A 25480-nucleotide genomic window follows, 5' to 3' on the forward strand; every position below is an offset into this window, starting at 1 on the left:
CGTTCCACGTCATCAGGACGAGCGGTCACGCCGGCGCGAGCAACCGCTCCCGTGCGATCTTCTCGCGCCAGACGAGCGGCGCCAGCTGGTGGACGTTCTCGCCCGCCGAATCGACCGCGACGGTCACCGGGAAATCGGCGACCTCGAATTCGTAGATCGCTTCCATACCCAGATCCTCGAAGCCGACGACCTTCGATCCCTTGATCGCGCGCGCGACCAGATAGGCCGCACCGCCGACCGCCATCAGATAGGCCGACTTCGCCTCGGCGATCGCCTTGGTCGCATCGCCGCCGCGCTCGGCCTTGCCGACCATCGCGAGCAGGCCCTGATCAAGCATCATGCGCGTGAACTTGTCCATCCGCGTCGCGGTGGTGGGACCGGCGGGCCCGACCACCTCGTCGCCGACCGGATCGACCGGACCGACATAATAGATCACGCGGCCACGGAAATCGACGGGCAGCTCCTCGCCCCTGGCCAGCATGTCGGCGATCCGCTTGTGCGCGGCATCACGCCCGGTGAGCATCTTGCCGTTCAGCAGCAGGCGGTCGCCATGCTTCCACGTCTGCACCACCTCGGGCGTCAGCGTGTCGAGATCGACGCGGATCGCGGCCTTGTCGGGCGTCCAGTTGACGTCCGGCCACTCCTCGAGCTTCGGCGCCTCCAGATAGACCGGCCCCGAGCCGTCGAGCACGAAATGCGCGTGGCGCGTGGCGGCGCAGTTCGGAATCATCGCGACCGGCTTCGACGCGGCATGCGTCGGCCAGTCGAAGATCTTGACGTCGAGGATGGTGGAGAGCCCGCCCAGCCCCTGCGCACCGATGCCGAGCGCGTTGACCTTGTCGTAGATCTCGATCCGCAGCGCCTCGATGTCGTTCCTGGGGCCGCGTTCCTTCAGCTGCGCCATGTCGATCGCGCCCATCAGCGACTGCTTGGCGAGGATCATCGACTTTTCCGCGGTGCCGCCGATGCCGATGCCGAGCATCCCCGGCGGGCACCAGCCCGCGCCCATCTGCGGGATCATCTCAAGCACCCAGTCGACGATCGAATCGCTCGGGTTCATCATCTTGAACTTCGACTTGTTCTCACTGCCGCCGCCCTTGGCAGCGACGTCGATCGAGACGGTGTTGCCGGGCACCATCTCGACATGCATCACGCTGGGCGTGTTGTCCTTGGTGTTGCGGCGCGTGAAGGCGGGATCGGCGAGGATCGAGGCGCGCAGCTTGTTCTCGGGGTTGAGATACGCCTTGCGCACGCCTTCATCGACGACCTCCTGCAAGGAGCGGGTCGAATCGAGACGGCAGTCCTGGCCCCATTTGACGAAGATCGTGACGATGCCGGTATCTTGGCAGATCGGGCGATGGCCCTCCGCGCACATCCGGCTGTTCGTCAGGATCTGCGCGATCGCATCCTTGGCGGCGGGGCTCTTCTCCGCCTCGTACGCGACGCCCAGCGCGCGGATGTAATCCATCGGGTGATAGTAGCTGATGAACTGGAGCGCGTCGGCGACGCTTTCGATCAGGTCGGCTTCGGTGATGACGGTCATGCAGCGCCTTTACGGATACGGGTTTGCAGGCGTCTTAGCGGCGATCGGGTGATTTATGAAGATAGGGTTGGTCGGGGGATCGCCGCGCGACCCGCCACGACGTCCGCGCCTGCACGAGATCCGACGTGTAAGGTTCTCCAAACAAAAGGGGCTGGAGTGGACACATCACCACTCCAGCCCCTCAGGCTGTGATTACGTGCAGCAGTCTTACATCGGCGGCGTCAGGCCATCCTTGCCGACCGCGACGGACCTCGCCCCCGACGCGCCGGCCAAGGTGATCGCGAACAGCTTCTGGCCCTTTGCAAGGACCGATCGCTCGGCCGGCTCGAACCGGACGATCGGCGTGCCGACGGGCACGACGACCTGCGCCTTGCCGCCCTTGTACGAGATGCTGAGCTTGGTTTCGCCGGGCTTGCCCGCCCCGCCGGTCACCGTGCCGTTGGTCATCCCGCTCTGCTGGTCGACCGTGCCGTTGGTCATCGCGCTCTGCCCGTCGACGGTGCCGTTGGTCATTGCACTCTGCCCATCGGCCGCGCCGCCGCCAGCGGCCGCGACCACGCCGGGAACGTCCCAGGGATAATGGCCCTCGCCGGTCCCGCGCATCGCCTCGGGGAAGATGACGAGCTCGACCGCGCGCAGTGCGTCGTCGGGACCGGTCGTCGCGGTGCCGATGAAGTCGCCGTCCTTCAGCGTCGACAGGTCCGACTTCACCACCCAGGCGACCTTGGTCTTGGCGTCGAGCGGAACGCTGACCGATTTGCCGTCATAGGTCTGGACGGTCACCGCGTCGGCGCCGACCGCGGTGATCACGCCGCGAACGCGGGTAACGTCGGACGCTGCGCTTGCCGCCGCGCTGGTATTGACGGTGGCAGTGTTGGTGCCGGTCGATGTCGTGTCGCCACAGCCGCCGAGGACCGCGATCACGCCGCTCAACAGCATCAGTTTTTTGGTCACCATCGCATTGGATCCTTCGAATATCATGGCGCGCGGTGCCATGACGGCATCGGCGAACGGTGTGCGGCCGGCCACAAAGACATGGTCGGTTCGGTTCAACGCCGTAAACGAGCAACCGGGCGCATCCCGCCGACCCGATGCTCGGAGGCGCGAGATATCGGCGTGACTGCGGCTATCCTGGCGACAGCGCCATACGTAGAGGGTGACGATGCAGGATCTACGAAACATCGTCATTCTGACGGGCGCGGGCATCTCCGCCGAAAGCGGCATCGCGACGTTCCGCGGCCCGGGCGGCCTATGGGAAGGTCACCGGGTCGAGGATGTCTGTACCCCCGAGGCGCTCGCCGCGGATCCGGAGCTGGTGCACCGCTTCTACGATCTCCGTCGGGCGGCGCTGGCGACGGTCGAGCCCAATGCCGCGCACCGTGCGCTTGCGCGGCTGGACGAAGCGTGGGGCGGCGGATTGTTGATCGTCACGCAGAATGTCGACGACCTGCATGAGCGGGCGGGCGCGACGCGGATGCTGCACATGCATGGCGAACTGCTGTCCGCGCTATGTGCCGTCTGCGGTGCGCGCGAGCCCTGGACCGGCAGCTTGCCGGAGGGGGCGATATGCGGCGCCTGCGGGTCGGCGGCGCTGCGGCCCGACATCGTGTTCTTCGGCGAGATGCCGTACCAGATGGAGCGGATCGAGGCGGCGCTGGCGCAGGCCGATCTGTTCGTGTCGATCGGGACGTCGGGGGCGGTCTATCCGGCGGCCGGCTTCGTGCAGACCGCGGCCTATCACGGCGCCGCTACCTTGGAGCTGAACCTAGACCCCTCGATGGGGAGCGTGTTCTTCGAGGAGACGCGGATCGGCGCGGCCGGAATGCTGGTGCCGGCCTGGGTCGATGAGGTCCTGGGGCGATAGTCACGGGGTAGGGACGGCCGCGACGCGCGCGCGCTTGAACGACCGGACGTAGAACCAGATGCCGGCGCCGATCATCGGCACGCTCAGCGTCTGCCCCATCGTCAGCCCCCACCACAGATGGTCGAGCCCGGCATCGGGCTGGCGGACGAATTCGAGCAGGAAGCGCGCGGTGCCGTACAGGATCAGCCCCGCCCCGAGCAGATGGCCGGGTCGAAGCCGCGCGTCGGTGCGCCAGAACAGATAGGCCAGCACGATCATGCTGAGCCCGCCCTCGAGTGCGGCTTCGTAGAGCTGGCTCGGGTGTCTGGGAATGCCGTCATACGTGCCCGGAAAGATCACCGCCCAGGGAAGCGAGCTTGGCCGACCCCACAACTCCCCGTTCACGAAATTGGCGATCCGCACCAGCACGAGGCCGAACGGCGTCGCGCAGGCGACGTAATCGCAGACCCGAAGCAGCGGGAGCCGGTGACGCCGCGCGAACAGGATCAGGCTGACGATCACCCCGAGGAACCCGCCATGCAGCGACATGCCGCCCTGCCAGAGCTTCAGCACGTCGAGCGGCGCGCGCCAGATATCGGGCCGGTAGAACACGCAATAGCCGAGCCGACCACCGATGATGATGCCCAGCGTCAGGTAGAAGACGAGATCGTCGACATGCCCCGCCGCCATCGGCGCACCGGACCGGCGGAGCATCCTCCGCAGATACCACCAGCCCAGCGCGATCATCGCGATATAGCTGAGCGCGTACCATCGGATCTGGAACAGGCCGAAATCCAGCGCCACCGGGGACAGATGCAACTGGTCGTAGCGGATCGCGGACGTCGCATCGATCAGGGTCGGCATCGCGTGGTCCTCGTCCGGATTCTCGGGCGAGGTCTAAGGTAGCATCAATAGATTTCGGGAGGTCGCGGGTTTGGTACAATAGGCGTGGGCGTGACGGAGTGCCGAGCCGAACTCTGTCATCCGCCCGAACACTACCACCCCGGCGAAGGCCGGGGTCCAGTTGGGAAGGCCTGAGTAACGGCGCGCTGTCCGTCGTGACGACCGTCTCCCAACTGGGCCCCGGCCTTCGCCGGGGTGGAGTGTAGAAATTGTGGTTGTTGTCGCGGGTCAGTCGACCCAGTCTAGCCCGATATCGCGGTACACTTCCCGGTCCTCGTCCCAGCCCGGCTTCACCTTGACGTGCAGGTACAGATGCACCGGCTTGCCCGTGATCGAGGCGAGTTCGATCCGTGAGCGCGCACCGATTTCCTTGATCCGCACGCCGCCCTTGCCGAGCACGATCGCGCGCTGCGTCGGGCGTTCGACGAGGATCTGCTGGTGGATTTCCAACGACCCGTCCTGGCGCTCGATATACTGCTCGGTCTCGATCGTGCTCGCATAGGGGAGCTCGGCGTGGAGCTGGAGATAGAGCTGCTCGCGCGTGACCTCGGACGCGAGCGCGCGCTCGGTCGAGTCGGATACCTGGTCTTCGGGATAATGCCACGGACCTTCGGGCATCGCCTTGGCAAGCTGCGTCTTGAAGTGCGCGAGGCCGTCGCCGGTGCCTGCGCTGATGAAGAACGTCTCGGCGAAGGGAAGCAGCGCGTTCAGCTTTTCCGCGTGGATCAGCAGCTTGGTCTTGTCGGCGAGATCGACCTTGTTGAGGATCAGCCAGATCGGCTCAGGTCGGCCGACCAGCGACTCGACGATCGTCGTGACCTTGCCGCCGATCCCGCCCTTGGCGTCGACGACCAGAGCGATGATGTCCGACCCTTCCGCGCCACCCCAGGCGGCGGCGACCATCGCGCGGTCGAACCGGCGCTTGGGCTCGAAGATGCCGGGCGTGTCGACCAGCAGGATCTGCGTGTCGCCTTCGATCGCGACGCCCATCAGCTTGGCGCGGGTGGTCTGCGCCTTGGGGCTGACGATCGCGACCTTCTGGCCGACGAGCGCGTTGACGAGCGTCGACTTGCCCGCGTTCGGGGCGCCGACAATGGCGACTAGGCCGCAATGCTTCGGGTCGGGCGTGGTATTCGTTTCAGTCACATATGCTCTTTTCGAACTGGTGTTGCGGGCACCTGTACAGCGAAAACGGCTGTTCGTCATCGCGTCGCGAGAAGGCAGGTTTGTTCACGCGGAGACGCGGAGACGCGGAGATGGTGTGGATGGGGCTCGCGCCGTCTGCGATTATGCGCCGCCGATTATCTCGGAGTCGTTCGGGCAAGACCGGATTTCCACTCGCAGCCGCCTCCGCGGCTCCGCGTCTCCGCGTGAATCATTCTTCTTAGCTGAGCTTCTCCAGCAACGCCTTTGCCGCTGCGGTTTCGGCTTCCTGTTTGCTCGATCCCATCGCGGTCGCTTCGGCGAGCTTGCCGATCGAGACGAGGATCGTGAATTTGGGGGCGTGGCCGGGGCCGGAGCGTTCGACGACTGTGTATTCGGGGGGCTTGCGGTTATGCGCGGCTGCCCATTCCTGAAGCGCGGACTTGGGGTGCTGCGGCGCCTTAGCACCGGCCTGAACGCGGTCCCCCCATGCGCCGCGGACGAACGCACGTGCGGCGTCGAGCCCGGCCTCCTGGTACCAGGCGCCGATCAGTGCCTCCATCACGTCGCCCAGCACATTGTCGCTGTCGCTGGCGCCATCGTCGCGCGCCTGCTTGCCGAGTTTCAGATGCGCGCGCACCCCCAGTTCGCGCGCCACCTCGGCACAGACCGGCCCGGTGACGAGCGCGTTCAGCCGTTTCGACAGCGACCCTTCGGGATCGGTCGCGAACAGTTCGTACAACCATTCCGCGACGATCAGCCCCAGGACGCGGTCGCCGAGAAATTCCAGCCGCTCGTAATTCGCCTTCGCCTGGCTGCCATGCGTCAGTGCGCGCTCATAGGGTGCCAGATCGCGCGGCCGGCGACCGAATACGCCCGCCAGCCAGTCGCCAAGGTCGCTCAAAAGCCTTCCCCGATCCGCTCCCAGCGCGCGGCGCTGACCCAGGTCCAGGGTTTCAGCCATTCGGCATTGCCGTCGGTCGAGAAGAAGCTGACGACTGCCTTGCCCTCGACATTCTCGAGCGGGACATAGCCCATCCCGCTTGGTGCGGGGAACCGGCTGTCACCACTGTCGTCGCGGTTGTCGCCCATCACGAAGATATGGCCTGCAGGCACCGTATAGACACCCGTGTCGTCGCGATCGGGCAGCTGCGCCTGGTCGAGCACGGAATAGCTGCGGCCGCCGGGCAACGTCTCGCGGTAGCGCGGATAGCGACAGATCTGGACGCCCTCGGCGACGTCGACGAACGGCGCGCCGCATTTCTCCGCATCGAAATTGGCGGTCAGCGGGATCGTGAAGTCGGCGATCCGCGCCTTGGGGATCGCGGTGCCGTTCAGGTACAGCGTCCCCTGCCGCATCTGGACGGTCTCGCCGGGCAGGCCGATCACGCGCTTGATGACGTCGTGATCGAGCACTTCGGGGGCGCGGAAGACGACGACGTCGCCGCGCGTCGGCGTGCTGCCGAATATCCGTCCGGGGATCAACGGCACGCCACCCGGCAGCGACCAGCGCGAATAGCCATAGCTCCACTTCGACACGAACAGATAATCGCCGATCAGCAGCCGGGGCAGCATCGATTCGGACGGAATGCTGAACGGCGCGAAGATGAAGCTGCGCAGGATCAATACGACCACCGCCAGCTTCAGCAGGAAGCGGAACGTCTCTGCGGTTTCGGATCGGGCCGGTTTGGTCTTCGCGTCTTTTGCCATGGCCGCGGGTTTGCTCAACCGGCGCGCGCCGTCAAGCATATGCAGCATCCGCCATGTCCGGAGACGATCCGGACACCCCCGGAGACCCAATCGCCTCCCGGGACGTTATGGTGTTCTTGCTCGCGTCGCCGTATCGGTGCGCACGAATTCCAAATCGGAGACTTTGCATGACCGCCGACTGGTCCAAACTCGAAGCCCTGCCCGCCGCCAAACTCACCGACCTGTTCGCCGCCGACTCTGAGCGGTTGTCCAAGCTGAGCCTCGACGTCGCAGGCATCCACTTCGACTGGTCGAAGACGCACCTGACCACGGACATGGTCAGCGCGTTTGAGGAGATGGCCAAGGCGCAGGACCTGTCGGGCAAGCGCCAGGCGATGTTCGCGGGCGAGATCGTCAACGTCACCGAAGGCCGCGCGGTCGAGCACACCGCCGAGCGCGGTGAGGGCAAGCCCGAGAGCGTCGCGATCGCACAGGCCAGCCATTCACGGATGCGCACGCTGATCGACGCGATCGAGGCGGATGCGCTCGGTCCCGTGCGGCATATCCTGCATGTCGGCATCGGCGGGTCCGCGCTGGGGCCGCAATTGCTGGTCGACTCGCTCGGGCGTGACGACAAGCGATATGATGTCGGGATCGTCGCCAATGTCGACGGCGTCGCGCTGGAGGACGTGTTCGAACGCTTCGATCCGGCCGCCACGTTGCTGGTGGTCGCGTCGAAGACCTTCACCACGACCGAAACGCTGATGAACGCTGAAGCCGTGCTTCAGTGGATGAACGAGCATAATGTCGAGGATCCTTACGGCCGTGTGATCGCGCTGACCGCGGCGCCCGAGAAGGCGATGGAATGGGGCGTCGACGAGACGCGGATCCTGCCGTTCGCCGAGAGCGTCGGCGGACGCTACTCGCTCTGGTCGACGATCGGGTTCCCGGCCGCGATCGCGCTCGGCTGGGACCGGTTCGAGGAGCTGCTCGAGGGGGCGGCCGAGATGGATCGCCATTTCCGCCTCGCCGCGCTGCACGAGAATGCGCCGGCGCTCGCGGCGTTTGCCGACCTTTATTACACGCAGATCCGCCATGCCGAGACGCGTGCGACCTTTGCCTATGACGAGCGGTTGCGGTTGCTGCCAAGCTATCTCCAGCAGCTGGAGATGGAGTCGAACGGCAAGTCGGTGACCGCGGATGGCCAGCCGCTCGGGCGGCCTTCGGCGGCGATCACCTGGGGTGGGGTCGGCACCGAGGCGCAGCATGCGGTGTTCCAGCTGCTCCACCAGGGCACGCATCTGGTGCCGGTCGAGTTCGTCGCGTCGATCGAGGCGGGCGATACGCTGCCCGAGGAGCATCACAAGGCGCTGTTACTTAACGCGTTTGCACAGGGTGCGGCGCTGATGGCGGGCAAGCAGGTCGAGGATCCCGCGCGCAGCTATTCGGGTGACCGGCCGTCCTCGACGTTGCTGCTCGACGATCTCGACGCGCGCACGCTCGGGGCGCTGATCGCGTTCTACGAGCACCGCGTGTTCGTGAACGGCGTGCTGCTGGGGATCAACTCGTTCGACCAGTTCGGGGTCGAGCTGGGCAAGGAAATGGCGAAGGCAGCGGAGAAGGGCGGACAGACGTTCGATCCTTCGACCGACGACCTAATCAAGCGCGCGTTCGGGTGATTTTCGGGGTGGGCGTGCGCTGAGTGCGCCCCACCTCACTCCGCCACCCCGGCGAAGGCCGGGGTCCAGTTTGGCGAACCCCAGTTTATCACAGTGAGGCCTTCCCAACTGGGGCCCGGCCTTCGCCGGGGTGGTATTTGGGAGGACCGTGCGCGCCCCTCGAGCGTTACCGCGCTATGCCCATCCTCCTCGCCGTAGCGCTCGCCGCCTCTCCCACCCTCGCGCAGATGCGATGGGATCGTCGTGTGTTGATCGTCGCGGCCCCCTCCCCGCAGGACCCGGAACTCGCCGAGCAGCGCCGCATCCTTAATTCCTGGACTACCAAACGCGACGAGCGCGACCTCACCGTCGTCGAAATCGTCGGCGATCAGGTCCGCGGCGCCGGAGACAGCGCCCCCGCGCTGCACCGCAAGTTCCGCCTTCCCGCCACCTTCACCGCGATCCTCATCGGCAAGGATGGCGGCGAGAAACTGCGCAGCGCGCACCCCTTCCCCGCCGCCGTCCTGGAGCGGACGATCGACGCGATGCCGATGCGCAGGGCGGGTCGGCGATAGAGCCAGCCGATCACCCTGATCGCCGCACCGGTCTTGTCCGCGCATCCCCCCTGCCCCAGATGGCATCCAAAGCCGCAGCGCGACGTACAAGGATAGCCCGTGACCGATACCCAATTCGACTATGACCTCTTCGTCATCGGCGCCGGCTCGGGCGGCACGCGTGCATCGCGCGTTGCCGCCGCGCATGGCGCGCGCGTCGCGGTCGCCGAGGAATATCGCGTCGGCGGCACCTGCGTCATCCGCGGCTGCGTGCCGAAGAAGCTGCTGATCTACGGCGCTCATTTCGCCGAGGATCTGAAGGACGCCAAGCGCTTCGGCTGGCAGGTGCCCGACGATTGCGCGTTCAGCTGGCCGACGCTGCGCGACAACGTGATGGAGGAGGTCGACCGGATCAACGGCGCCTACACCCAGACGCTCGAGAACAACCATGTCGACATCATCCACCAGCGCGCGGTCGTCTCGGGGCCGAACGAGGTGACGCTCGCCGACGGCAGCAAGAAGACCGCGGCGAAAATCCTGATCGCGGTCGGCGCGCACCCGCTGGTGCCCGACTGCCCCGGTGCCGAGCACGGCATCACCTCGAACGAGGTGTTCCATCTCGACGACGTGCCGAAGCGCGTGCTGATCGCGGGCGCGGGCTATATCGCCAATGAATTCGCCGGCATTTTCCATCAGTTCGGCGCGCACGTCACGCTGATCAACCGCACCGACGTGATCCTGCGCGGCTATGACGAATCGATCCGCGACCGGCTGCTCCAGATCTCGATGAGCAAGGGCATCGACTTCCGCTTCAACGCGGCGTTCCAGGGGATCGACAAGGGCGAGGACGGTTGCCTGACCGTGCATACCAGCGGGCACGAGCCGATCGTCGTCGATCTCGTCCTGTTCGCGACCGGCCGCCTGCCGAACACGAAAGGCCTCGGGCTCGAGACGGCCGGGGTCGAACTCGACGCGGCGGGCGCGGTGGTGGTCGACGACGACAATCGCTCGAGCTGCGACAGCATCTTCGCGGTCGGCGACGTCACCAACCGCATCCAGCTGACCCCGGTCGCGATCCGCGAGGGGCAGGCGTTCGCCGACACGTTCTTTGGCAACAAGCCGACCCGCGTCGATTACGCGAACGTCCCCGCCGCGGTGTTCAGCCACCCGCCAATGGCCGGCGTCGGCATGACCGAATCGCAGGCCAAGCAGGCACTGGGCTCGGTGAAGGTCTACACCTCGGACTTCCGGCCGATGAAGAACGTACTGGCGGGGCGCAACGAGCGCTCGCTCTACAAGATGATCTGCGACGGCGAGACCGACCGCGTCGTCGGCATTCACATGATCGGCCCCGACTGCCCCGAGATCCTGCAATCCGCCGCGGTGGCGGTGAAGGCGGGGCTCAGCAAGGCCGATTTCGACGCGACTGTCGCGCTCCACCCGACGATGGCGGAGGAGCTCGTCCTGATGAAGTAGCGCCTAGTCGACGAACACCGCCGCGCGCTTTTCGAGATTGGCGCGGACCTGTTCGATCTGATTGGGCTTGCGCATCACCTGCCCCTGCGCGTCGCTTTCGGCGCGCAGGATCGCCGCCGAGTCCGCATCGGCGGCGAGCGTGTAGAGCGCCTTCGCCCCCCGGATCGCCTGCGGATTCTTCGCGGTGATCGCACGTGCCATCGTCATCGCGGCGGCATGGGGATCGTCGTCGAGCCGCGTAACAAAGCCGTGATGCAGCGCCTCCGCCCCGTCGAACTCGCGCGCGGTGTACGTCAGCTCGCGCAGCACGTCGTCGCGCGCCAGCGTCCGCCACAGCGCGATCCCCGCCATGTCGGGTACCAGCCCCCAATGCGTCTCGCGGATCGCGAACCGCGCCTGTGGGTGGGCGATACGGATGTCGGCGCCCGACATGATCTGGAACCCGCCACCGAACACGACGCCGTGGACCGCGGCGATCACCGGCATCGGCAACGTCCGCCAGCCCCAGGCGACCTGCTGCACCAGATTGGCATCGCCATACGTCCGGTCGTCGAGCGAAAGCCCCGACCCGCCGCCCGCCATCGACGCCATGTCGAGCCCCGCGCAGAACGCCCGGCCCTCGCCCGACAGCACGACGACGCGCGCCTCGGCCATCCCCGCCAGCCGGTCGATCGCGGCGGCAATCCCCTCGAACATCGCCGGGTCGATCGCGTTCATCTTGTCCGCGCGGTTGAGGCGGACATCGGCGATCCCGTCCGCGACGGCGATGGTGACCCGGTCGTTCATGGCGATCCTCTCTCCTGATCTCGTTGCGCCCGATGCTAGCCCCGCCCCGCATGTGCGGCAATGTTGCGTGGCGGTCGCTGGCGTGTAGAGGTCGGGGCATGGATGGCTTCGACGCAGAGCGGTTTACACGACACGGGTTCGGCGGGCACGGCGCCGCGCTCGGGATGCGCTATCATGCGCATGGCGCGGACTGGGCGGAGCTTGCGCTGCCCTATGACGAAAAGCTGATCGGCGATCCAGCCAGCGGCGTGATCGCGTCGGGGCCGATCATCACGATGATGGACATGGCCGCCAGCATCGCGATCTGGATCCGCCGCGCGGCGTTCGTGCCGCATGCGACGCTCGACCTGCGCGTCGATTATCTGCGCCCGGCGACGCCCGGGAAGACGGTGATCGGACGCGGCGAATGCTACCGGATCACCCGGTCGATCGCGTTCGTCCGCGGCCAGGCGCATGACGGCGATCCCGCCGATCCGCTTGCGCATGTCGCGGGAACGTTCATGGTGCTCGGGTCATGGTGAGCACGCTGCCACCCTATGCCGCAACGCTGGGCGTCGAGATCGAACGCGACGCGGAGGGTCGGCCGGTGCTGCTGATGCCGTTCGGCGACGACGTGATCGGCCGCCCCGGGTTCCTCCACGGCGGCGCGATATCGGGGCTGCTCGAGGTCGCGGCGATCGCCGCGCTCTACCATGCGATCGAGACCGAGGGGCCCGAGGACGCCAGCGTACGGATCAAGCCGGTGACCGTCACCGTCGATTTCATGCGGGGCGGCCGCGACAAGCCGACGCGCGCGGCGGGCGTGGTCACCCGGCTCGGCACGCGCGTTGCCAATGTCGAGGCGACCGCGTGGCAGGACGACCGCGACAAGCCGATCGCGGCCGCGAGGATGAATTACCTGATCGTTCGCGACTGACCCCGCCCCCCGCCCGCAGGCGGGAGGCGGCACAGCCTTACCGCGCCGTCAGCTTGATCAGCCGTCCCTGCGATTCGCCACCGTCCTCCAGCACCCAGATCGCGCCGTCGGGCCCCTGCTCCACCTCGCGGATACGCGCGCCCATGTCCCACTGGTCGCCCTTGGCGGCATTGGTGCCGTTCAGGTCGACGCGGACGAGTGATTTCGACGACAGCCCGCCGATGAACGCATCACCCTTCCACTGCGGGAACATGCTGCCCGAATAGATCATCAGCCCGCCCGGCGAGATCACCGGATTCCACGACACCTTGGGCGCCGCATAGCCGTCGCCGGGCTTGTGGTCGGGAATGTCGCGCCCGTCATAATGGCTGCCGTTCGACGCGTTGGGCCAGCCGTAATTCTGCCCGGGCGTGATCAGATTGACCTCGTCGCCGCCCTTCGGCCCCATCTCCTGTTCCCAGAGATTGCCCTGCCCGTCGAATGCGATGCCGAGCAGGTTGCGGTGGCCATAGCTCCAAATCTCGGGTGCGAAGCCCTTGGCCGCGAGCGGATTGCCGCGCGCGGGCTTGCCGTCGAGCGTCAGGCGCAACACCTTCCCGAGCGTGACCTTGGGATTCTGCGCCGGGGTAAATTTCTGGCGGTCGCCATTGGTGAAGAACAGATATTTGCCGTCGGGCGAAAACGCGATGCGACCTGAATAATGGCCATTACCTTCAACGAACGGCCGCGCGCGGAAGAGTTCCTCCACCCCCTCGAGCCGCGGCCCGGGCGCATCCAGATGGAGCGTTCCACGCCAGAGCGCGACGCCCTTGCCTCCCTCGCCCGCAACCGATCCCGAAAAATAGACATGGTGATTGCGCGCAAAGCCGGGGGCCAGCGCCACATCCATCAATGCACCCTGGCCCGCGGAGTCGGTCTTGGGGACGCCTTCGACAGGCATCGTGGCAGTGACGCTGTTCTTGGCATTACCCGAGACGATAATCAGCAGGCGCATGCGCCCATCCTTTTCGGTAACCAGCGCATTGCCATCCGGCAGCACGGCCATGGCCCAGGGCGAATCGAAGTCCGCAACGACAGTCCGCTTAAATGGCATATTCCCCGGCGCGGGCTGGGCGGAACAGGCGGCCGCGGCGAACACGGTGGCGGATATCAGGCCGGTGGCGGCCAATGTGCGACGGATCATGATCTTCTCCCGGAAATCCCTGCGCCAACGCGGCGTGACGAACGAAGGTTGCTCCCGCTTGCGAAGCGTTGCCATCGCGGGTATGGAGATCCTACTTTCTCTACATCGCCAGATGAAGAGGCTGCGGGGTTCGCCCCGCGGCGCTGATCACCTGTGCTTTGGCCCTGTTTGGAATTGCGATGGCGAATATCGCCCTGTTGACCGAATTGATCGAACCCGAAGCCAAGGCGCTCGGGCTCAGCCTCGTGCGCGTGCGCATGCAGGGCGGCAAGTCCGATCCGACGCTGCAGGTGATGGCCGAGCGGCCCGACACCCGCCAGCTCGTGATCGAGGATTGCGCGGAACTGTCGCGCCGCATCTCGGACAAGTTCGACGCGCTCGAGGCCGAGGGCAAGGACCCGGTCGGCGAGGACGCATATCGTCTCGAAGTGTCGAGCCCCGGTATCGACCGCCCGCTGACCCGGCTCCAGGACTTTGCCGACTGGGAAGGCCAGGAGGCGCGCATCCGCCTCGTCGAGCCGTTCGAGGATCGCAAGCAGATCTCGGGCAACCTGATGGGCGTCGAGGGGACCAAGATCACCGTCGACGTGAACAAGCACAAGATCATGACGATCGACTTCGCCCAGGTGGCCGATGCCAAGCTCGTCATGACCGACCGACTCATCGCCGCGACCGCGCCGCTTTCGACCGAAGGCGCGGACGAGGTTTTCTATCAAGATACGTCCGATGAGCCTGATGCTCGCGGCGTCGAGACCGAAGAAGGACAGCATTGATGGCCACGGCAGTCACCGCAAACCGCGCGGAACTGATCGCGATCGCGAATTCGGTCGCGTCGGAGAAGATGATCGACAAGGCGATCGTGATCGAGGCGATGGAGGACGCGATTCAGCGCGCCGCCCGCTCGCGCTACGGCGCCGAAAACGACATCCGCGCCAAGCTCGACCCGAACACCGGCGATCTGCGCCTGTGGCGCGTCGTCGAAGTGGTCGAGGCGGTTGACGACTATTTCAAGCAGGTCGACGTCAAGGGCGCGCAGAAGCTCCAGAAGGACGCCGCACTCGGTGACTTCATCGTCGATCCGCTGCCCCCGATCGAATTCGGCCGCATCGCCGCACAGGCTGCCAAGCAGGTCATCTTCCAGAAGGTCCGCGACGCCGAGCGCGAGCGCCAGTTCGAAGAATATAAGGACCGCGCAGGCGAGATCATCACCGGCGTCGTCAAGCGCGTCGAGTTCGGCCATGTCGTCGTCGACCTGGGCCGCGCGGAAGGCGTCATCCGCCGCGACGCGCAGATCCCGCGCGAAGTCGTGCGCGTCAACGACCGCATCCGCTCGCTGATCCTCAACGTCCGCCGCGAGAACCGCGGGCCGCAGATCTTCCTCAGCCGCGCGCACCCCGACTTCATGAAGAAGCTGTTCGCCCAGGAAGTCCCCGAAATCTACGACGGCATCATCGAGATCAAGGCCGCGGCCCGCGATCCCGGTTCGCGCGCGAAGATTGGCGTCATCAGCCATGATTCGTCGATTGATCCGGTCGGCGCCTGCGTCGGCATGAAGGGGTCGCGAGTTCAGGCCGTCGTGCAGGAAATGCAGGGCGAGAAGATCGACATCATCCCCTGGTCGCCCGACATCGCGACTTTCGTCGTCAACGCACTGCAGCCGGCTTCGGTCAGCCGCGTCGTGATCGACGAAGAGGAAGAGCGCATCGAGGTCGTCGTTCCCGATGACCAGCTTTCGCTGGCGATCGGCCGTCGTGGCCAGAACGTCCGCCTCGCGTCGCAGCTGACCGGCAAGGCGATCGACATCCTCACCGAGGCCGATGCCTCCGAGAAGCGCCAGAAGGACTTCGTCGAGCGCTCGGCAATGTTCGAGAAGGAGCTCGACGTCGACGAGACGCTCGCGCAGCTGCTGGTCGCCGAAGGGTTCACCAGCCTTGAGGAGGTCGCCTATGTCGAGGTCGAGGAGATCGCCGGCATCGAGGGCTTCGACGAGGATCTGGCGGGCGAGTTGCAGAACCGCGCTACCGAGGCGCTCGAGCGTCGCGATGCGGCCAGCCGCGAAGAGCGTACCGCGCTCGGCGTGGAGGACGCGCTGATCGACATGCCGTATCTGAACGAGGCGATGCTCGTCACGCTCGGCAAGGCGGGCATCAAGACGCTCGACGATCTTGCGGATCTCGCGACCGACGAGCTGGTCGAGAAGAAGCGCGCCGAACCGCGCCGCCGCAACGACGACGCGCCCAAGCGTCCCGAGCCGAAGGGCGGGATCCTCGCCGAATATGGTCTCAGTGACGAACAGGGCAACGAGATCATCATGGCCGCGCGTGCGCACTGGTTCGAGGACGAGGCCCCCGAGGCTGACGCCGTCGAGGCGGACGAGGCTCCGGTGGAAGCGGCTTCGGCCGAGGACACTGCGGCTGAGGACGTCGGCGCGGATGACACTGCGGCTGAGGACACTGCGGCGGATGACGTCGTGGCGGATGACGCTGCGGGCACGACCGACGCGAAGAGCGAGGACGACAAGGCCTGATGCCGTTCGTCAGCATCCGCATTTCGGGGTCCGCCACCAAGGACCAGAAGGCCGGCATCGTCGCCGACGTCACCCAGTCGCTCGTCGAGCGGCTGGGCAAGAACCCGGCTGCGGTGCAGATCGTGATCGAAGAGGTTTCGACCGAGAATTACGGCGCGGGCGGCCAGCTGCTGGTCGACCGCGACGCCACGAAGACGACTCCGGCGCAGGAGGACGCACATGCGGAACCCTCCCGATGAGGCGCTAGGCGCTACCGACGGCCTTCCTTCCTCCCCTCCCGCAAGCGGGAGAGGACCGAAGGGTGGGCGCCCGGCCTCGGCTAAGAACAAGGGTGCAGGTGGGCGCGAGCCGAACCCATCCCGCATGCGCGAGGGGGATGAAGACGCCCCCATTCGCAAGTGCATCCTGTCGGGCGAGCGCGATGTTCGGCCACATATGGTGCGACTCGCGCTGGCCCCCGATGGCCAGATTCATCCCGACGTGCGTGCCAAGGCTCCTGGCCGTGGCGCGTGGATCGGGGTGACACGAATCGAACTCGAAGCGGCGATCAAGAAGGGCAAGCTGAAGGGCGCGCTCGCGCGTGCGTTCAAGACCGGCGAGTTCGCGATTCCCCCCGAACTGCCTGCGCAGATCGAAGCCGCGCTTGAGCGCAACGCACTTGACCGGCTCGGGCTCGAATCGCGCTCGGGCACCGTGCTGATCGGCTCCGACCGGATCGAGCAGAATGCGCGCCAGGGCAAGCTGAAGGCGCTGTATCATGCGTCCGACGCGGCCGAGGACGGCAACCGCAAGCTCGACCAAGCGTGGCGCATCGGCAACGATGTCGAAGGCTCGGGTCTGCGGGGGTTGGCACTGCCCGCGTCACGTACCATATTGGCGTTGGCGCTGGGGCGGGAGAATGTGGTACACATTGGCCTGACTGACCGCGCTGCAGCAAAGCGGGTGAGCGAAGCGCTCGACCGTTGGCTGCATTTTATCGGCCCCGAACCTTCTCCCGTGTCTTGCGAAACGGCCTCGCAGGGCGCATCGGCGTCTCAACAAAACGGGACGTCACCCATAACAGGGGCGTCCGGATCGACCGGACACAGCCCGGCCGTGGACATGACTGAGGAATTTGAGTGAGCGACACGGACAACGAGAAGCCGAAACTTGGCATGCGCGCACCTTTGGGTGTGAAGCGCACGGTCGAGACCGGCCAGGTGAAGCAGAGCTTCAGCCACGGCCGATCGAATACGGTGATCGTGGAAACCAAGCGTGCGCGCGTCCTGCGCCGTCCGGGCGAGCCCGACGGTCCGGTCGCCGATGCGCCGGTTGCCGCGCCCGCGCCGGTTGCGGCCCCCGCACCGGCTCCGCAGGCGCGTGCGCCGCAGCCCGCCCCCGCACCGGTACGCCAGCAGGCACCGAGCAACCTGTCGCCGCAGGAGCGGCAGGCCAAGCTTCTCCGCGAGGCGGAAGAGCAGCGGATGAACACGCTCGAAGAAGGGCGTCGTCGCCAGGAAGCCGAGCGCGCCAAGGCCGCCGAGGACGAGCGCAACCGCATCGCCGAACGCGCGCGTGCCGAGGCGGAAGCCAAGGCTGCACCTGCGCCGAAGCCCGTTGAGGCGCCTGCACCTGCAGCTGCACCGGCACCCGTCGTCGAAGCAGCGCCGATCGTAGCGCCGACGCCTGCTGCCGCGCCGGTTGAAGCCCCCGTTGCGGTGGCCCCTGCCCCCGCTGCGGCCCCGGCACCCGCGCCGACTCCGACGCCAGCTCCGGTAGCGGCGCCAGCACCGGCTCCCAAGCCGGCGCCCGCGCCTGTCGCACCGCCGGCCCCGCCGCCGATTCTCGAATTGTCGCGCGATCCGTCGATGCCGGCACCCCGCCGGTTCTCGCCAGTCGCCCGTCCCGAGCGTCCTCCGCCGCCGCCGAAGCCCGTCCCGGCACCTGCGCCTGCAGCGCCGGCGACGACGGCCAATGCCGGCACGACCGCAGCGCGCCCTGGTGCAACCGGTGCCAACGCGCCGGCTGGTGGCGTCCGTCGCGACGCACCCCCGGCACGGCCGCAGCAGCGTGACCGCAAGGGCGACGATCGTCGCACCTCGGGCAAGCTGACCGTCAACCGCGCCCTCGGCGATGGGGATGGCGCCCGCGCCCGCTCGCTCGCCGCACTCAAGCGTGCGCGTGAGAAGGAGCGTCGTGGCACCGGTGGTCCGCGCGAGCCGCAGGCCAAGCAGGTCCGCGACGTGGTCGTCCCCGAGGCGATCACCGTGCAGGAACTCGCCATCCGTATGGCCGAGAAGGGTGCAGACCTCGTCAAGGCGCTGTTCAAGATGGGCATGCCCGTCACGATGACGCAGACGATCGACCAGGATACGGCCGAACTGCTCGTCACCGAATTCGGTCACAACCTGACGCGCGTCAGCGATGTCGACCAGGATCTGGCGAACGACACGATCGACGATGCCGAGGAGACTCTGCGTCCGCGTGCCCCGGTCGTCACGATCATGGGTCACGTCGATCACGGCAAGACGTCGCTGCTCGATGCCCTGCGCGGCACCGACGTGGTGCGCGGCGAAGCGGGGGGCATCACCCAGCATATCGGCGCGTATCAGGTCACGCTGAAGGACAAGTCGAAGATCACCTTCCTCGACACGCCGGGCCATGAGGCGTTCACGCAGATGCGTGCGCGCGGTGCGGATGTCACCGACATCGTCATCCTGGTGGTGGCGGCGGACGACGGCCTGATGCCGCAGACGGTGGAGGCGATCGCCCACACCAAGGCAGCAGGCGTGCCGATGATCGTCGCGATCAACAAGATCGACAAGGAAGGCGCCAATGCCCAGAAGGTGCGCGAGCGCCTGCTGAGCGAGGAGATCGTGGTCGAGGACATGGGCGGCGACGTCCAGGACGTCGAAGTCTCCGCGACCAAGAAGATCGGTCTCGACACGTTGATCGAGAAGATCCAGCTCCAGGCCGAACTGCTCGAACTGCGCGCCAATCCGGATCGCGCGGCCGAAGGTACGGTGATCGAGGCCAAGCTCGACAAGGGTCGTGGCCCGGTCGCGACGATCCTCGTCAATCGTGGTACGCTCAAGGTTGGCGACATCTTCGTGGTCGGCGGCGAGAGCGGCAAGGTTCGTGCGCTGGTCGACGACAAGGGCAAGCAGATCAAGGAAGCCGGTCCGGCGATGCCGGTCGAGGTCCTCGGTCTGTCGGGCGTGCCGTCAGCAGGCGATCCGTTCCAGGTTGTCGAGAACGAAGCACGGGCCCGCGAAGTCGCGGAATATCGTCGCAGCGTGAAGACCGACAAGCGGACCGCATCGGTTCCTGCCAGCCTCGAGAGCATGTTCTCGGCGCTGAAGGAAAAGCAGGCTATCGAATATCCGCTGGTCGTGAAGGCGGATACGCAGGGTACCGTCGAGGCGATCGTCGGGGCGATCAACAAGATCTCCACCGACCTGATCAAGGCGCGCGTGCTGAGCTCGGGCGTCGGTGGCATCACCGAATCGGACGTCACGTTGGCGGCGGCATCGGGTGCACCGATTATCGGCTTCAACGTTCGTCCGAACGCCAAGGCACGCGAGATCGCCGAGCGTCAAAAGGTCGCGTTCAAATATTATGACGTGATCTACGACCTGATCGACGAGATCCGGGCGGGGATGGCCGGCGAGCTCGGGCCGGAAGCGTTCGAGACGGTCGTCGGTCGTGCCGATATCCGCGAGGTCTTCTCGGCGGGCAAGCATGGCAAGGCGGCGGGTCTGCTCGTTACCGAGGGCAATATCCGCAAGGCGCTCAAGGCACGTATCACGCGCAACGACGTCATCATCTACCAGGGCGAAATCGCATCGCTGCGTCGCTTCAAGGATGATGTCGCCGAAGTCCGCGCCGGGCTGGAGTGTGGCGTGACGTTCACGTCGAACTTCGTCGACATCAAGGCCGGCGACGTCCTCGAGACGTTCGAAGTCGAGATGCGCGACCGCACGCTGTAATACTGAAGCCCTCTCCCCCTCGGGGAGAGGGTCGGGTGAGGGGCAGTACCGGGCGGTAACGCTTGCGGCCGCCCCGCACCCCCACCCTCTCCCCGGAGGGGCGAGGGAGTTAGAAGAATGAAGACCGATACCCCAGAGATCAAAACCGTCCGCGCGCTGCGCGTGGGCGAGCAGGCGCGTCACGCGCTCAGCGACATCCTTGCGCGCGGCGACGTGCATGATCCGGTGCTCGAAAAGCACCTCGTCACGATCACCGAGGTGCGCATGTCCCCCGACCTGCGTCACGCCACCGTCTTCGTGAAGCCGCTGCTCGGCAAGGACGAGGAAAAGGTGCTGAAGGCGCTGCGGACGAACACCGCCTATCTCCAGCGCGAAGTCGCGACCCGCGTGCAGACGCGCTATGCCGCCAAGCTGAAATTCGTCGCCGACGAAAGCTTCGACGAGGGCACGCATATCGACACGCTGTTGCGCGATCCGCATATCGCGCGTGACCTGTCCGAGGATTGACGCCGCCGCGCGACGCGTCTTTGGGTTGAGCCGATGGCCAAGCTGTATTTCTATTATGCGTCGATGAACGCAGGCAAGTCGACCAACCTGCTTCAGGCGGACTTCAACTACCGCGAGCGCGGGATGCGGACGATGCTGTTCACCGCCGCGATCGACGACCGCTTTGCGGCGGGCACGATCACGTCGCGGATCGGGCTTGAGGCACCGGCGATCGCGTTCGATGCGGATACCGATATCGGCGCCTGCATCGCCCGGCAGCATGGCGAGGACGCGATCTCCTGCGTGCTGGTGGACGAGGCACAGTTCCTGACCGCGCCTCAGGTCGACCAGCTGGCGGAGATCTGCGACGTGGTCGGCATCCCGGTGCTCGCCTACGGCTTGCGCACCGATTTCCAGGGTGCGCTGTTCCCCGGCTCCGCGCGGCTGCTGGCGCTGGCGGACTCGCTGGTCGAGATAAAGTCGGTGTGCATGTGCGGGCGCAAGGCGACGATGAACCTGCGCGTCGACGCGAACGGCCGCGCGATTGCCGAGGGGCAGCAGACAGAGATCGGCGGCAATGACCGCTATGTCGCGCTATGCCGACGGCATTTCACCGAGGCTTTGGGGTAGCTCCCTGCCCTTCGCCCCTTCCCGTCATCCTGACGAAAGTCAGGACCCAGGGTACCAAACACCGTCTCTCGTGGCTCTGGGTCCTGACTTTCGTCAGGATGACGGAGTGGGTGGGGCTCGCCCTGCCCCGATATTCAAGGATCCTACGACATGCATGGCTGGATCATTCTCGACAAACCGCTGGGGCTGGGCTCGACGCAGGGCGTATCCGCGGTGAAGCGCGTGTTGCGCAACGGCGGCTATGGCAAGTTCAAGGTCGGCCACGGCGGCACGCTTGATCCGCTCGCGACCGGCGTGCTGCCGATCGCGGTCGGCGAGGCGACCAAGCTTGCCGGCCGGATGCTCGACAGCGACAAGATCTATGATTTCACCATCATGTTCGGGGTGCAGACCGACACGCTCGACGCCGAGGGGGTGAGCATCGCCACCTCCGACGTGCGCCCGACGATGGCAGCGGTCGAGGCGGTTCTCGCGCACTTCACCGGCCCCATCGCGCAAGTGCCGCCCGCCTATTCCGCGCTCAAGGTCGACGGCGAGCGCGCCTACGACCTCGCCCGCGCCGGGCAGGAGGTCGTGCTCGCCAGCCGGAACGTGACGATCCACGCACTCACCTCCCACCCCACCCGTCTTTTGGATGACGAGGTCGCGGAGGAACTGGAGGCGGTCACCCTCACCGCGCATGTCTCCAAGGGCACCTATATCCGCTCCCTCGCGCGCGACATCGCCTTGGCGCTCGGAACCGTCGGTCACGTCACCATGCTGCGGCGCGTCAAGGCCGGCCCGTTCGACCTCTTATCGGCGATATCGCTGGACAAACTGGACGAACTCGCTAAGGCCTCCGCGCTTGAAGATGTACTACTGCCCTTGAGGGTGGCGCTGGACGACATCCCGGCTCTCTCCCTCACCCCCGACCAGGCAGGGGCGCTCCGACAGGGGCGTATCTTGGCCGGGATCGCCGCAGACGATGGCCAATACTTCGCCGAGCTGGACGCTGTCCCGGTCGCGCTGGTCGAGGTCGAGGACGGAGACGTCCGGGTCGTTCGCGGTTTCAATCTGTGATGTCGAAGGACTGAGAATTTCATGACGATTACCGCTGAACGCAAGACCGAGCTGGTCAAGATCCACGCACGCCAGGACGGCGACACGGGTTCGCCCGAAGTCCAGGTCGCGATCCTGACCGAGCGGATCAAGAACCTGACCGAGCACTTCAAGGGCCACAAGAAGGACAACCACTCGCGTCGTGGTCTCCTGATGATGGTCAATAAGCGCCGGTCGCTGCTGGATTATCTCCGTCACAAGGACGGCCAGCGCTATCTGGATCTGATCGCGAAGCTCGGTCTCCGCAAGTAAAACGAACGGCTCCCTTCGGGGGGCCGTTTTTGTATATACGACTTTGATTCCGCGCCATCGCGCGCGGAGGCAAACGCCAGGACGCAATTCGGTGGACTGGCAAGGAGCGACAACTCGCTCCACACCGCCGCGAGCCGGCTTAGCTCGCACATAGGCCCCGGTCGGCATCTGGCCGCCGGAGTGAAGGAAAAAGAATGTTCGATACCAAAACCGTAAGCGCCCAGTGGGGCGGCAAGACGCTGACGCTCGAGACCGGCCGCGTGGCTCGTCAGGCAAATGGCGCCGTGCTCGCCACCCTCGGCGAGACCGTCGTTTTGTGCGCCGTCACGGCTGCACGGACCGTCAAGGAAGGGCAGGATTTCTTCCCGCTCACCGTCCATTACCAGGAGAAGTTCTCCGCAAGCGGCCGCATCCCTGGTGGCTTCTTCAAGCGTGAGCGCGGCGCGACCGAAAAGGAGACGCTGACCAGCCGTCTCATCGATCGCCCGATCCGTCCCCTCTTCCCAGAGGGTTTCTACAACGAGATCAACGTGATCTGCCAGGTTCTGTCGTATGACGGCGAGAACGAGCCGGACATCCTCGCGATGGTCGCGGCATCGGCTGCGCTGACCATCTCGGGCGTGCCGTTCATGGGCCCGATCGGCGCAGCCCGCGTCGGCTATGTCGATGGCGCCTACATCCTCAACCCGACGCTCGACGAAGCCAAGGCGGGTGATCTCGACCTCGTTGTCGCCGCCACCGGCCAGGCCGTGATGATGGTCGAATCGGAAGCCAAGGAGCTCTCGGAAGAGACCATGCTCGGCGCGGTCCAGTTCGCGCACAAGGCATGCCGCGAAGCCGCCAACCTGATCATCGATCTGGCCGAGCAGGCTGCCAAGGATCCTTGGGAAATGGCCGAGCAGGCCGACCTGTCGACCGCCAAGGACAAGCTGAAGAAGCTGATCGGCAAGGACATTGCGGCCGCCTACAAGGTGACCGACAAGTCCAAGCGTTCGGACCTGCTGAACGCCGCACGCGCCAAGGGCAAGACCGCCTTTGCCGATGCGACCCCGCAGGACCAGATGGCGGCCGGCAAGCTGATGAAGAAGCTGGAGGCGGAGATCGTCCGCGGCGCCATCCTCAAGGACGGCACCCGGATCGACGGCCGCACCACCACGCAGATCCGTCCGATCGAGGCGATGGTGCACTTCCTCCCGCGCACGCACGGCTCGGCCCTGTTCACGCGCGGCGAGACTCAGTCGATCTGTACCACCACGCTCGGCACGCGCGACGCAGAGCAGATGATCGACGGCCTCAACGGCCTGTCGTACGAAAACTTCATGCTCCACTACAACTTCCCGCCCTACTCGGTCGGTGAAGTCGGTCGCTTCGGTGCGCCGGGTCGTCGCGAAGTCGGCCACGGCAAGCTTGCCTGGCGCGCGCTGCACCCGGTGCTGCCGTCGAAGGAAGAGTTCCCGTACACGATCCGCGTTCTGTCCGACATCACCGAGTCGAACGGCTCGTCGTCGATGGCGACGGTCTGCGGCGGTTCGCTGTCGATGATGGATGCGGGCGTTCCGCTCAAGCGTCCGGTGTCGGGCATCGCGATGGGCCTGATCCTCGAGGGCAAGAACTTCGCGGTTCTGTCGGACATCCTGGGCGACGAGGATCATCTCGGCGACATGGACTTCAAGGTCGCCGGCACGTCCGAGGGCATCACCACGATGCAGATGGACATCAAGATCGCCGGCATCACCGAAGAGATCATGGGCAAGGCGCTGGCACAGGCCAAGGAAGGCCGTGCGCACATCCTGGGCGAAATGGCCAAGGCGCTCGACCACACGCGTGAGGAGCTGTCGGCACACGCACCGCGTATCGAGACCTTCACGATCGAGAAGTCGAAGATCCGTGAAGTCATCGGCACCGGCGGCAAGGTGATCCGCGAGATCGTCGCGCAGACCGGCGCCAAGGTCGACATCGACGACGAGGGCGTGATCAAGGTGTCGTCGTCCGACCCCGCGCAGATCGAAGCCGCGATCAAGTGGATCAAGGGCCTCGTCGAGGAAGCCGAAGTCGGCAAGGTCTATGACGGCAAGGTCGTCAACCTCGTGGACTTCGGTGCGTTCGTGAACTTCATGGGTGGCAAGGACGGTCTCGTCCACGTGTCCGAAATCAAGAACGAGCGCGTCGAGAAGGTCTCGGACGCGCTGAGCGAAGGCCAGGAAGTCAAGGTCAAGGTCCTCGAGATCGATCCGCGCGGCAAGGTTCGCCTGTCGATGCGCGTCGTTGACCAGACGACCGGCGAAGAGCTGGAGGACACGCGTCCTGCCCGTGAGCCGCGCGAAGGCGGTGACCGTGGTCCGCGCGGTCCGCGTCGCGACGGCGATGGTGGTCGTGATGCCGGTAACGGCGGTGGCGGTCGTGGCCCGCGCGGCGAAGGCGGCGGCGGTGATCGTGGTCCCCGTGGCCCGCGTCGTGATGGTGATGGCGGTCGTGATGGCGGCAACGGCGGGGGCCGTGGCCCGCGTCGCGACGGCGGTGGCCAGGGCGGCGAGCGCGCTCCCCGCGCCGAGCGTTCGGACGGCGACAAGGCCCCCGAGTTCGCCCCGGCGTTCCTGACGGGCGATCGCGACTAAGCGATCTTGCCGACTGGCAACTAGCGAAAGGGGATCCGGGCAATCGGGTCCCCTTTTTCGTGGCGATCACGACTGCGGAAGCCGGCGGCGCGATGCCGCGGGATCCGCGCTCGGCAATTTGTACGAGAATGACGGCCGGACACGCTGCTATCGGCTTGCAGGGTCCAGCCTGCATGCGCATTCTCGGCCAAGGCAGCAGAGATGCGGGGG

At 66.1% G+C, this 25480-nt stretch carries 24 protein-coding genes; 16 read left to right on the plus strand and 8 right to left on the minus strand.

Annotated features, from left to right (window positions below):
• Positions 1 to 25 precede the first annotated feature (25 nt).
• Both J3A66_RS06750 and J3A66_RS06755 read right to left on the minus strand, forming a co-directional pair.
• Positions 26 to 1543 carry a fumarate hydratase gene (locus tag J3A66_RS06750; RefSeq protein WP_192139715.1) on the minus strand — a complete coding sequence of 506 codons (1518 nt, stop codon included), beginning with the start codon at positions 1541 to 1543 and terminating at the stop codon, positions 26 to 28.
• Between the two features lie 207 nt (positions 1544 to 1750).
• A complete protein-coding gene (locus tag J3A66_RS06755) occupies positions 1751 to 2500 on the minus strand; it encodes a hypothetical protein (protein ID WP_209567878.1) in 750 nt (249 codons plus the stop codon).
• A gap of 205 nt (positions 2501 to 2705) precedes the next feature.
• Between J3A66_RS06755 and J3A66_RS06760 the strand changes: the two genes are divergently transcribed.
• Positions 2706 to 3407: an NAD-dependent deacylase gene (locus J3A66_RS06760; RefSeq protein WP_209567881.1), complete on the plus strand. Its 702-nt coding sequence runs from the start codon at positions 2706 to 2708 to the stop codon at positions 3405 to 3407.
• On the opposite strand, the gene lgt is transcribed toward J3A66_RS06760, so the two are convergent.
• From lgt to lepB, 4 genes are all read right to left on the minus strand, one after another.
• A complete protein-coding gene (lgt, locus tag J3A66_RS06765) occupies positions 3408 to 4250 on the minus strand; it encodes a prolipoprotein diacylglyceryl transferase (protein WP_209567883.1) in 843 nt (280 codons plus the stop codon).
• A 267-nt stretch (positions 4251 to 4517) separates the two neighbouring features.
• Positions 4518 to 5435 (minus strand): GTPase Era, encoded by a 918-nt coding sequence (gene era / locus J3A66_RS06770; RefSeq protein WP_333950987.1) that lies wholly within the window; start codon positions 5433 to 5435, stop codon positions 4518 to 4520.
• 238 nt (positions 5436 to 5673) lie between these two features.
• Positions 5674 to 6396 (minus strand): ribonuclease III, encoded by a 723-nt coding sequence (gene rnc / locus J3A66_RS06775; RefSeq protein ID WP_209567886.1) that lies wholly within the window; start codon positions 6394 to 6396, stop codon positions 5674 to 5676.
• Positions 6333 to 7142, minus strand: coding sequence for a signal peptidase I (gene lepB, locus J3A66_RS06780; RefSeq protein ID WP_209570424.1), 810 nt, complete (start codon positions 7140 to 7142; stop codon positions 6333 to 6335). Before lepB ends, rnc begins: the two co-directional genes overlap by 64 nt.
• Before the next feature lie 167 nt (positions 7143 to 7309).
• Here lepB and pgi point away from each other — a divergent pair, with 167 nt between their 5' ends.
• The 3 genes from pgi to gorA all read left to right on the plus strand — a co-directional run bounded on the left by pgi (position 7310) and on the right by gorA (position 10809).
• Positions 7310 to 8800 carry a glucose-6-phosphate isomerase gene (gene pgi, locus J3A66_RS06785; RefSeq protein ID WP_031395170.1) on the plus strand — a complete coding sequence of 497 codons (1491 nt, stop codon included), beginning with the start codon at positions 7310 to 7312 and terminating at the stop codon, positions 8798 to 8800.
• Positions 8801 to 8976: 176 nt separating this feature from the next.
• Positions 8977 to 9354, plus strand: coding sequence for a DUF4174 domain-containing protein (locus J3A66_RS06790; RefSeq protein WP_209567887.1), 378 nt, complete (start codon positions 8977 to 8979; stop codon positions 9352 to 9354).
• Positions 9355 to 9453: 99 nt separating this feature from the next.
• On the plus strand, positions 9454 to 10809 hold the full coding sequence (gene gorA, locus J3A66_RS06795) for a glutathione-disulfide reductase (protein WP_166746829.1): 1356 nt from the start codon (positions 9454 to 9456) through the stop codon (positions 10807 to 10809).
• A gap of 3 nt (positions 10810 to 10812) precedes the next feature.
• Here the strand turns inward: gorA and J3A66_RS06800 are convergent, their stop codons facing one another.
• Entirely contained in the window at positions 10813 to 11595 is a 783-nt protein-coding gene (locus tag J3A66_RS06800; RefSeq protein ID WP_209567890.1) for a crotonase/enoyl-CoA hydratase family protein, read from the minus strand.
• Between the two features lie 98 nt (positions 11596 to 11693).
• Here J3A66_RS06800 and J3A66_RS06805 point away from each other — a divergent pair, with 98 nt between their 5' ends.
• Together J3A66_RS06805 and J3A66_RS06810 are read left to right on the plus strand one after the other, a co-directional pair.
• Positions 11694 to 12116, plus strand: coding sequence for a PaaI family thioesterase (locus J3A66_RS06805; RefSeq protein ID WP_031440034.1), 423 nt, complete (start codon positions 11694 to 11696; stop codon positions 12114 to 12116).
• Positions 12110 to 12511: a PaaI family thioesterase gene (locus J3A66_RS06810; protein WP_031440033.1), complete on the plus strand. Its 402-nt coding sequence runs from the start codon at positions 12110 to 12112 to the stop codon at positions 12509 to 12511. The genes J3A66_RS06805 and J3A66_RS06810 overlap by 7 nt, the downstream gene beginning before the upstream one ends.
• 37 nt (positions 12512 to 12548) lie before the next feature.
• On the opposite strand, the gene J3A66_RS06815 is transcribed toward J3A66_RS06810, so the two are convergent.
• Positions 12549 to 13694: a PQQ-dependent sugar dehydrogenase gene (locus J3A66_RS06815; protein WP_209567892.1), complete on the minus strand. Its 1146-nt coding sequence runs from the start codon at positions 13692 to 13694 to the stop codon at positions 12549 to 12551.
• A 179-nt stretch (positions 13695 to 13873) separates the two neighbouring features.
• On the opposite strand from J3A66_RS06815, the gene rimP reads away from it, so the two are divergent.
• The 10 genes from rimP (at position 13874) to pnp (ending at position 25270) form a co-directional block, all read left to right on the plus strand.
• The gene (rimP, locus tag J3A66_RS06820) at positions 13874 to 14467 is read left to right on the plus strand and encodes a ribosome maturation protein RimP (RefSeq protein ID WP_037529486.1); all 594 of its coding nucleotides are present in this window, start codon (positions 13874 to 13876) and stop codon (positions 14465 to 14467) included.
• Complete coding sequence (gene nusA, locus J3A66_RS06825) at positions 14467 to 16221, plus strand: transcription termination factor NusA (protein WP_245336722.1); 1755 nt, start codon at positions 14467 to 14469, stop codon at positions 16219 to 16221. Before rimP ends, nusA begins: the two co-directional genes overlap by 1 nt.
• Positions 16221 to 16460 carry a 4-oxalocrotonate tautomerase family protein gene (locus J3A66_RS06830; RefSeq protein WP_209567894.1) on the plus strand — a complete coding sequence of 80 codons (240 nt, stop codon included), beginning with the start codon at positions 16221 to 16223 and terminating at the stop codon, positions 16458 to 16460. The genes nusA and J3A66_RS06830 overlap by 1 nt, the downstream gene beginning before the upstream one ends.
• A 124-nt stretch (positions 16461 to 16584) precedes the next feature.
• A complete protein-coding gene (locus tag J3A66_RS06835) occupies positions 16585 to 17343 on the plus strand; it encodes a DUF448 domain-containing protein (RefSeq protein ID WP_031440029.1) in 759 nt (252 codons plus the stop codon).
• Positions 17340 to 20189 (plus strand): translation initiation factor IF-2, encoded by a 2850-nt coding sequence (gene infB / locus J3A66_RS06840; protein ID WP_209567896.1) that lies wholly within the window; start codon positions 17340 to 17342, stop codon positions 20187 to 20189. The genes J3A66_RS06835 and infB overlap by 4 nt, the downstream gene beginning before the upstream one ends.
• A gap of 117 nt (positions 20190 to 20306) precedes the next feature.
• On the plus strand, positions 20307 to 20696 hold the full coding sequence (gene rbfA, locus J3A66_RS06845) for a 30S ribosome-binding factor RbfA (RefSeq protein WP_031396110.1): 390 nt from the start codon (positions 20307 to 20309) through the stop codon (positions 20694 to 20696).
• A 33-nt stretch (positions 20697 to 20729) separates the two neighbouring features.
• A complete protein-coding gene (locus J3A66_RS06850) occupies positions 20730 to 21305 on the plus strand; it encodes a thymidine kinase (RefSeq protein WP_209567898.1) in 576 nt (191 codons plus the stop codon).
• 150 nt (positions 21306 to 21455) lie between these two features.
• Positions 21456 to 22364 carry a tRNA pseudouridine(55) synthase TruB gene (truB, locus tag J3A66_RS06855; RefSeq protein ID WP_209567900.1) on the plus strand — a complete coding sequence of 303 codons (909 nt, stop codon included), beginning with the start codon at positions 21456 to 21458 and terminating at the stop codon, positions 22362 to 22364.
• A gap of 21 nt (positions 22365 to 22385) precedes the next feature.
• Positions 22386 to 22655 (plus strand): 30S ribosomal protein S15, encoded by a 270-nt coding sequence (rpsO, locus tag J3A66_RS06860; RefSeq protein ID WP_031394369.1) that lies wholly within the window; start codon positions 22386 to 22388, stop codon positions 22653 to 22655.
• Positions 22656 to 22849: 194 nt separating this feature from the next.
• Positions 22850 to 25270, plus strand: coding sequence for a polyribonucleotide nucleotidyltransferase (gene pnp, locus J3A66_RS06865; protein ID WP_209567902.1), 2421 nt, complete (start codon positions 22850 to 22852; stop codon positions 25268 to 25270).
• The last annotated feature ends 210 nt before the right edge of the window (positions 25271 to 25480 follow it).

This window comes from Sphingomonas sp. PvP018, assembly GCF_017876865.1.
Classification (GTDB): domain Bacteria; phylum Pseudomonadota; class Alphaproteobacteria; order Sphingomonadales; family Sphingomonadaceae; genus Sphingomonas; species Sphingomonas aerolata.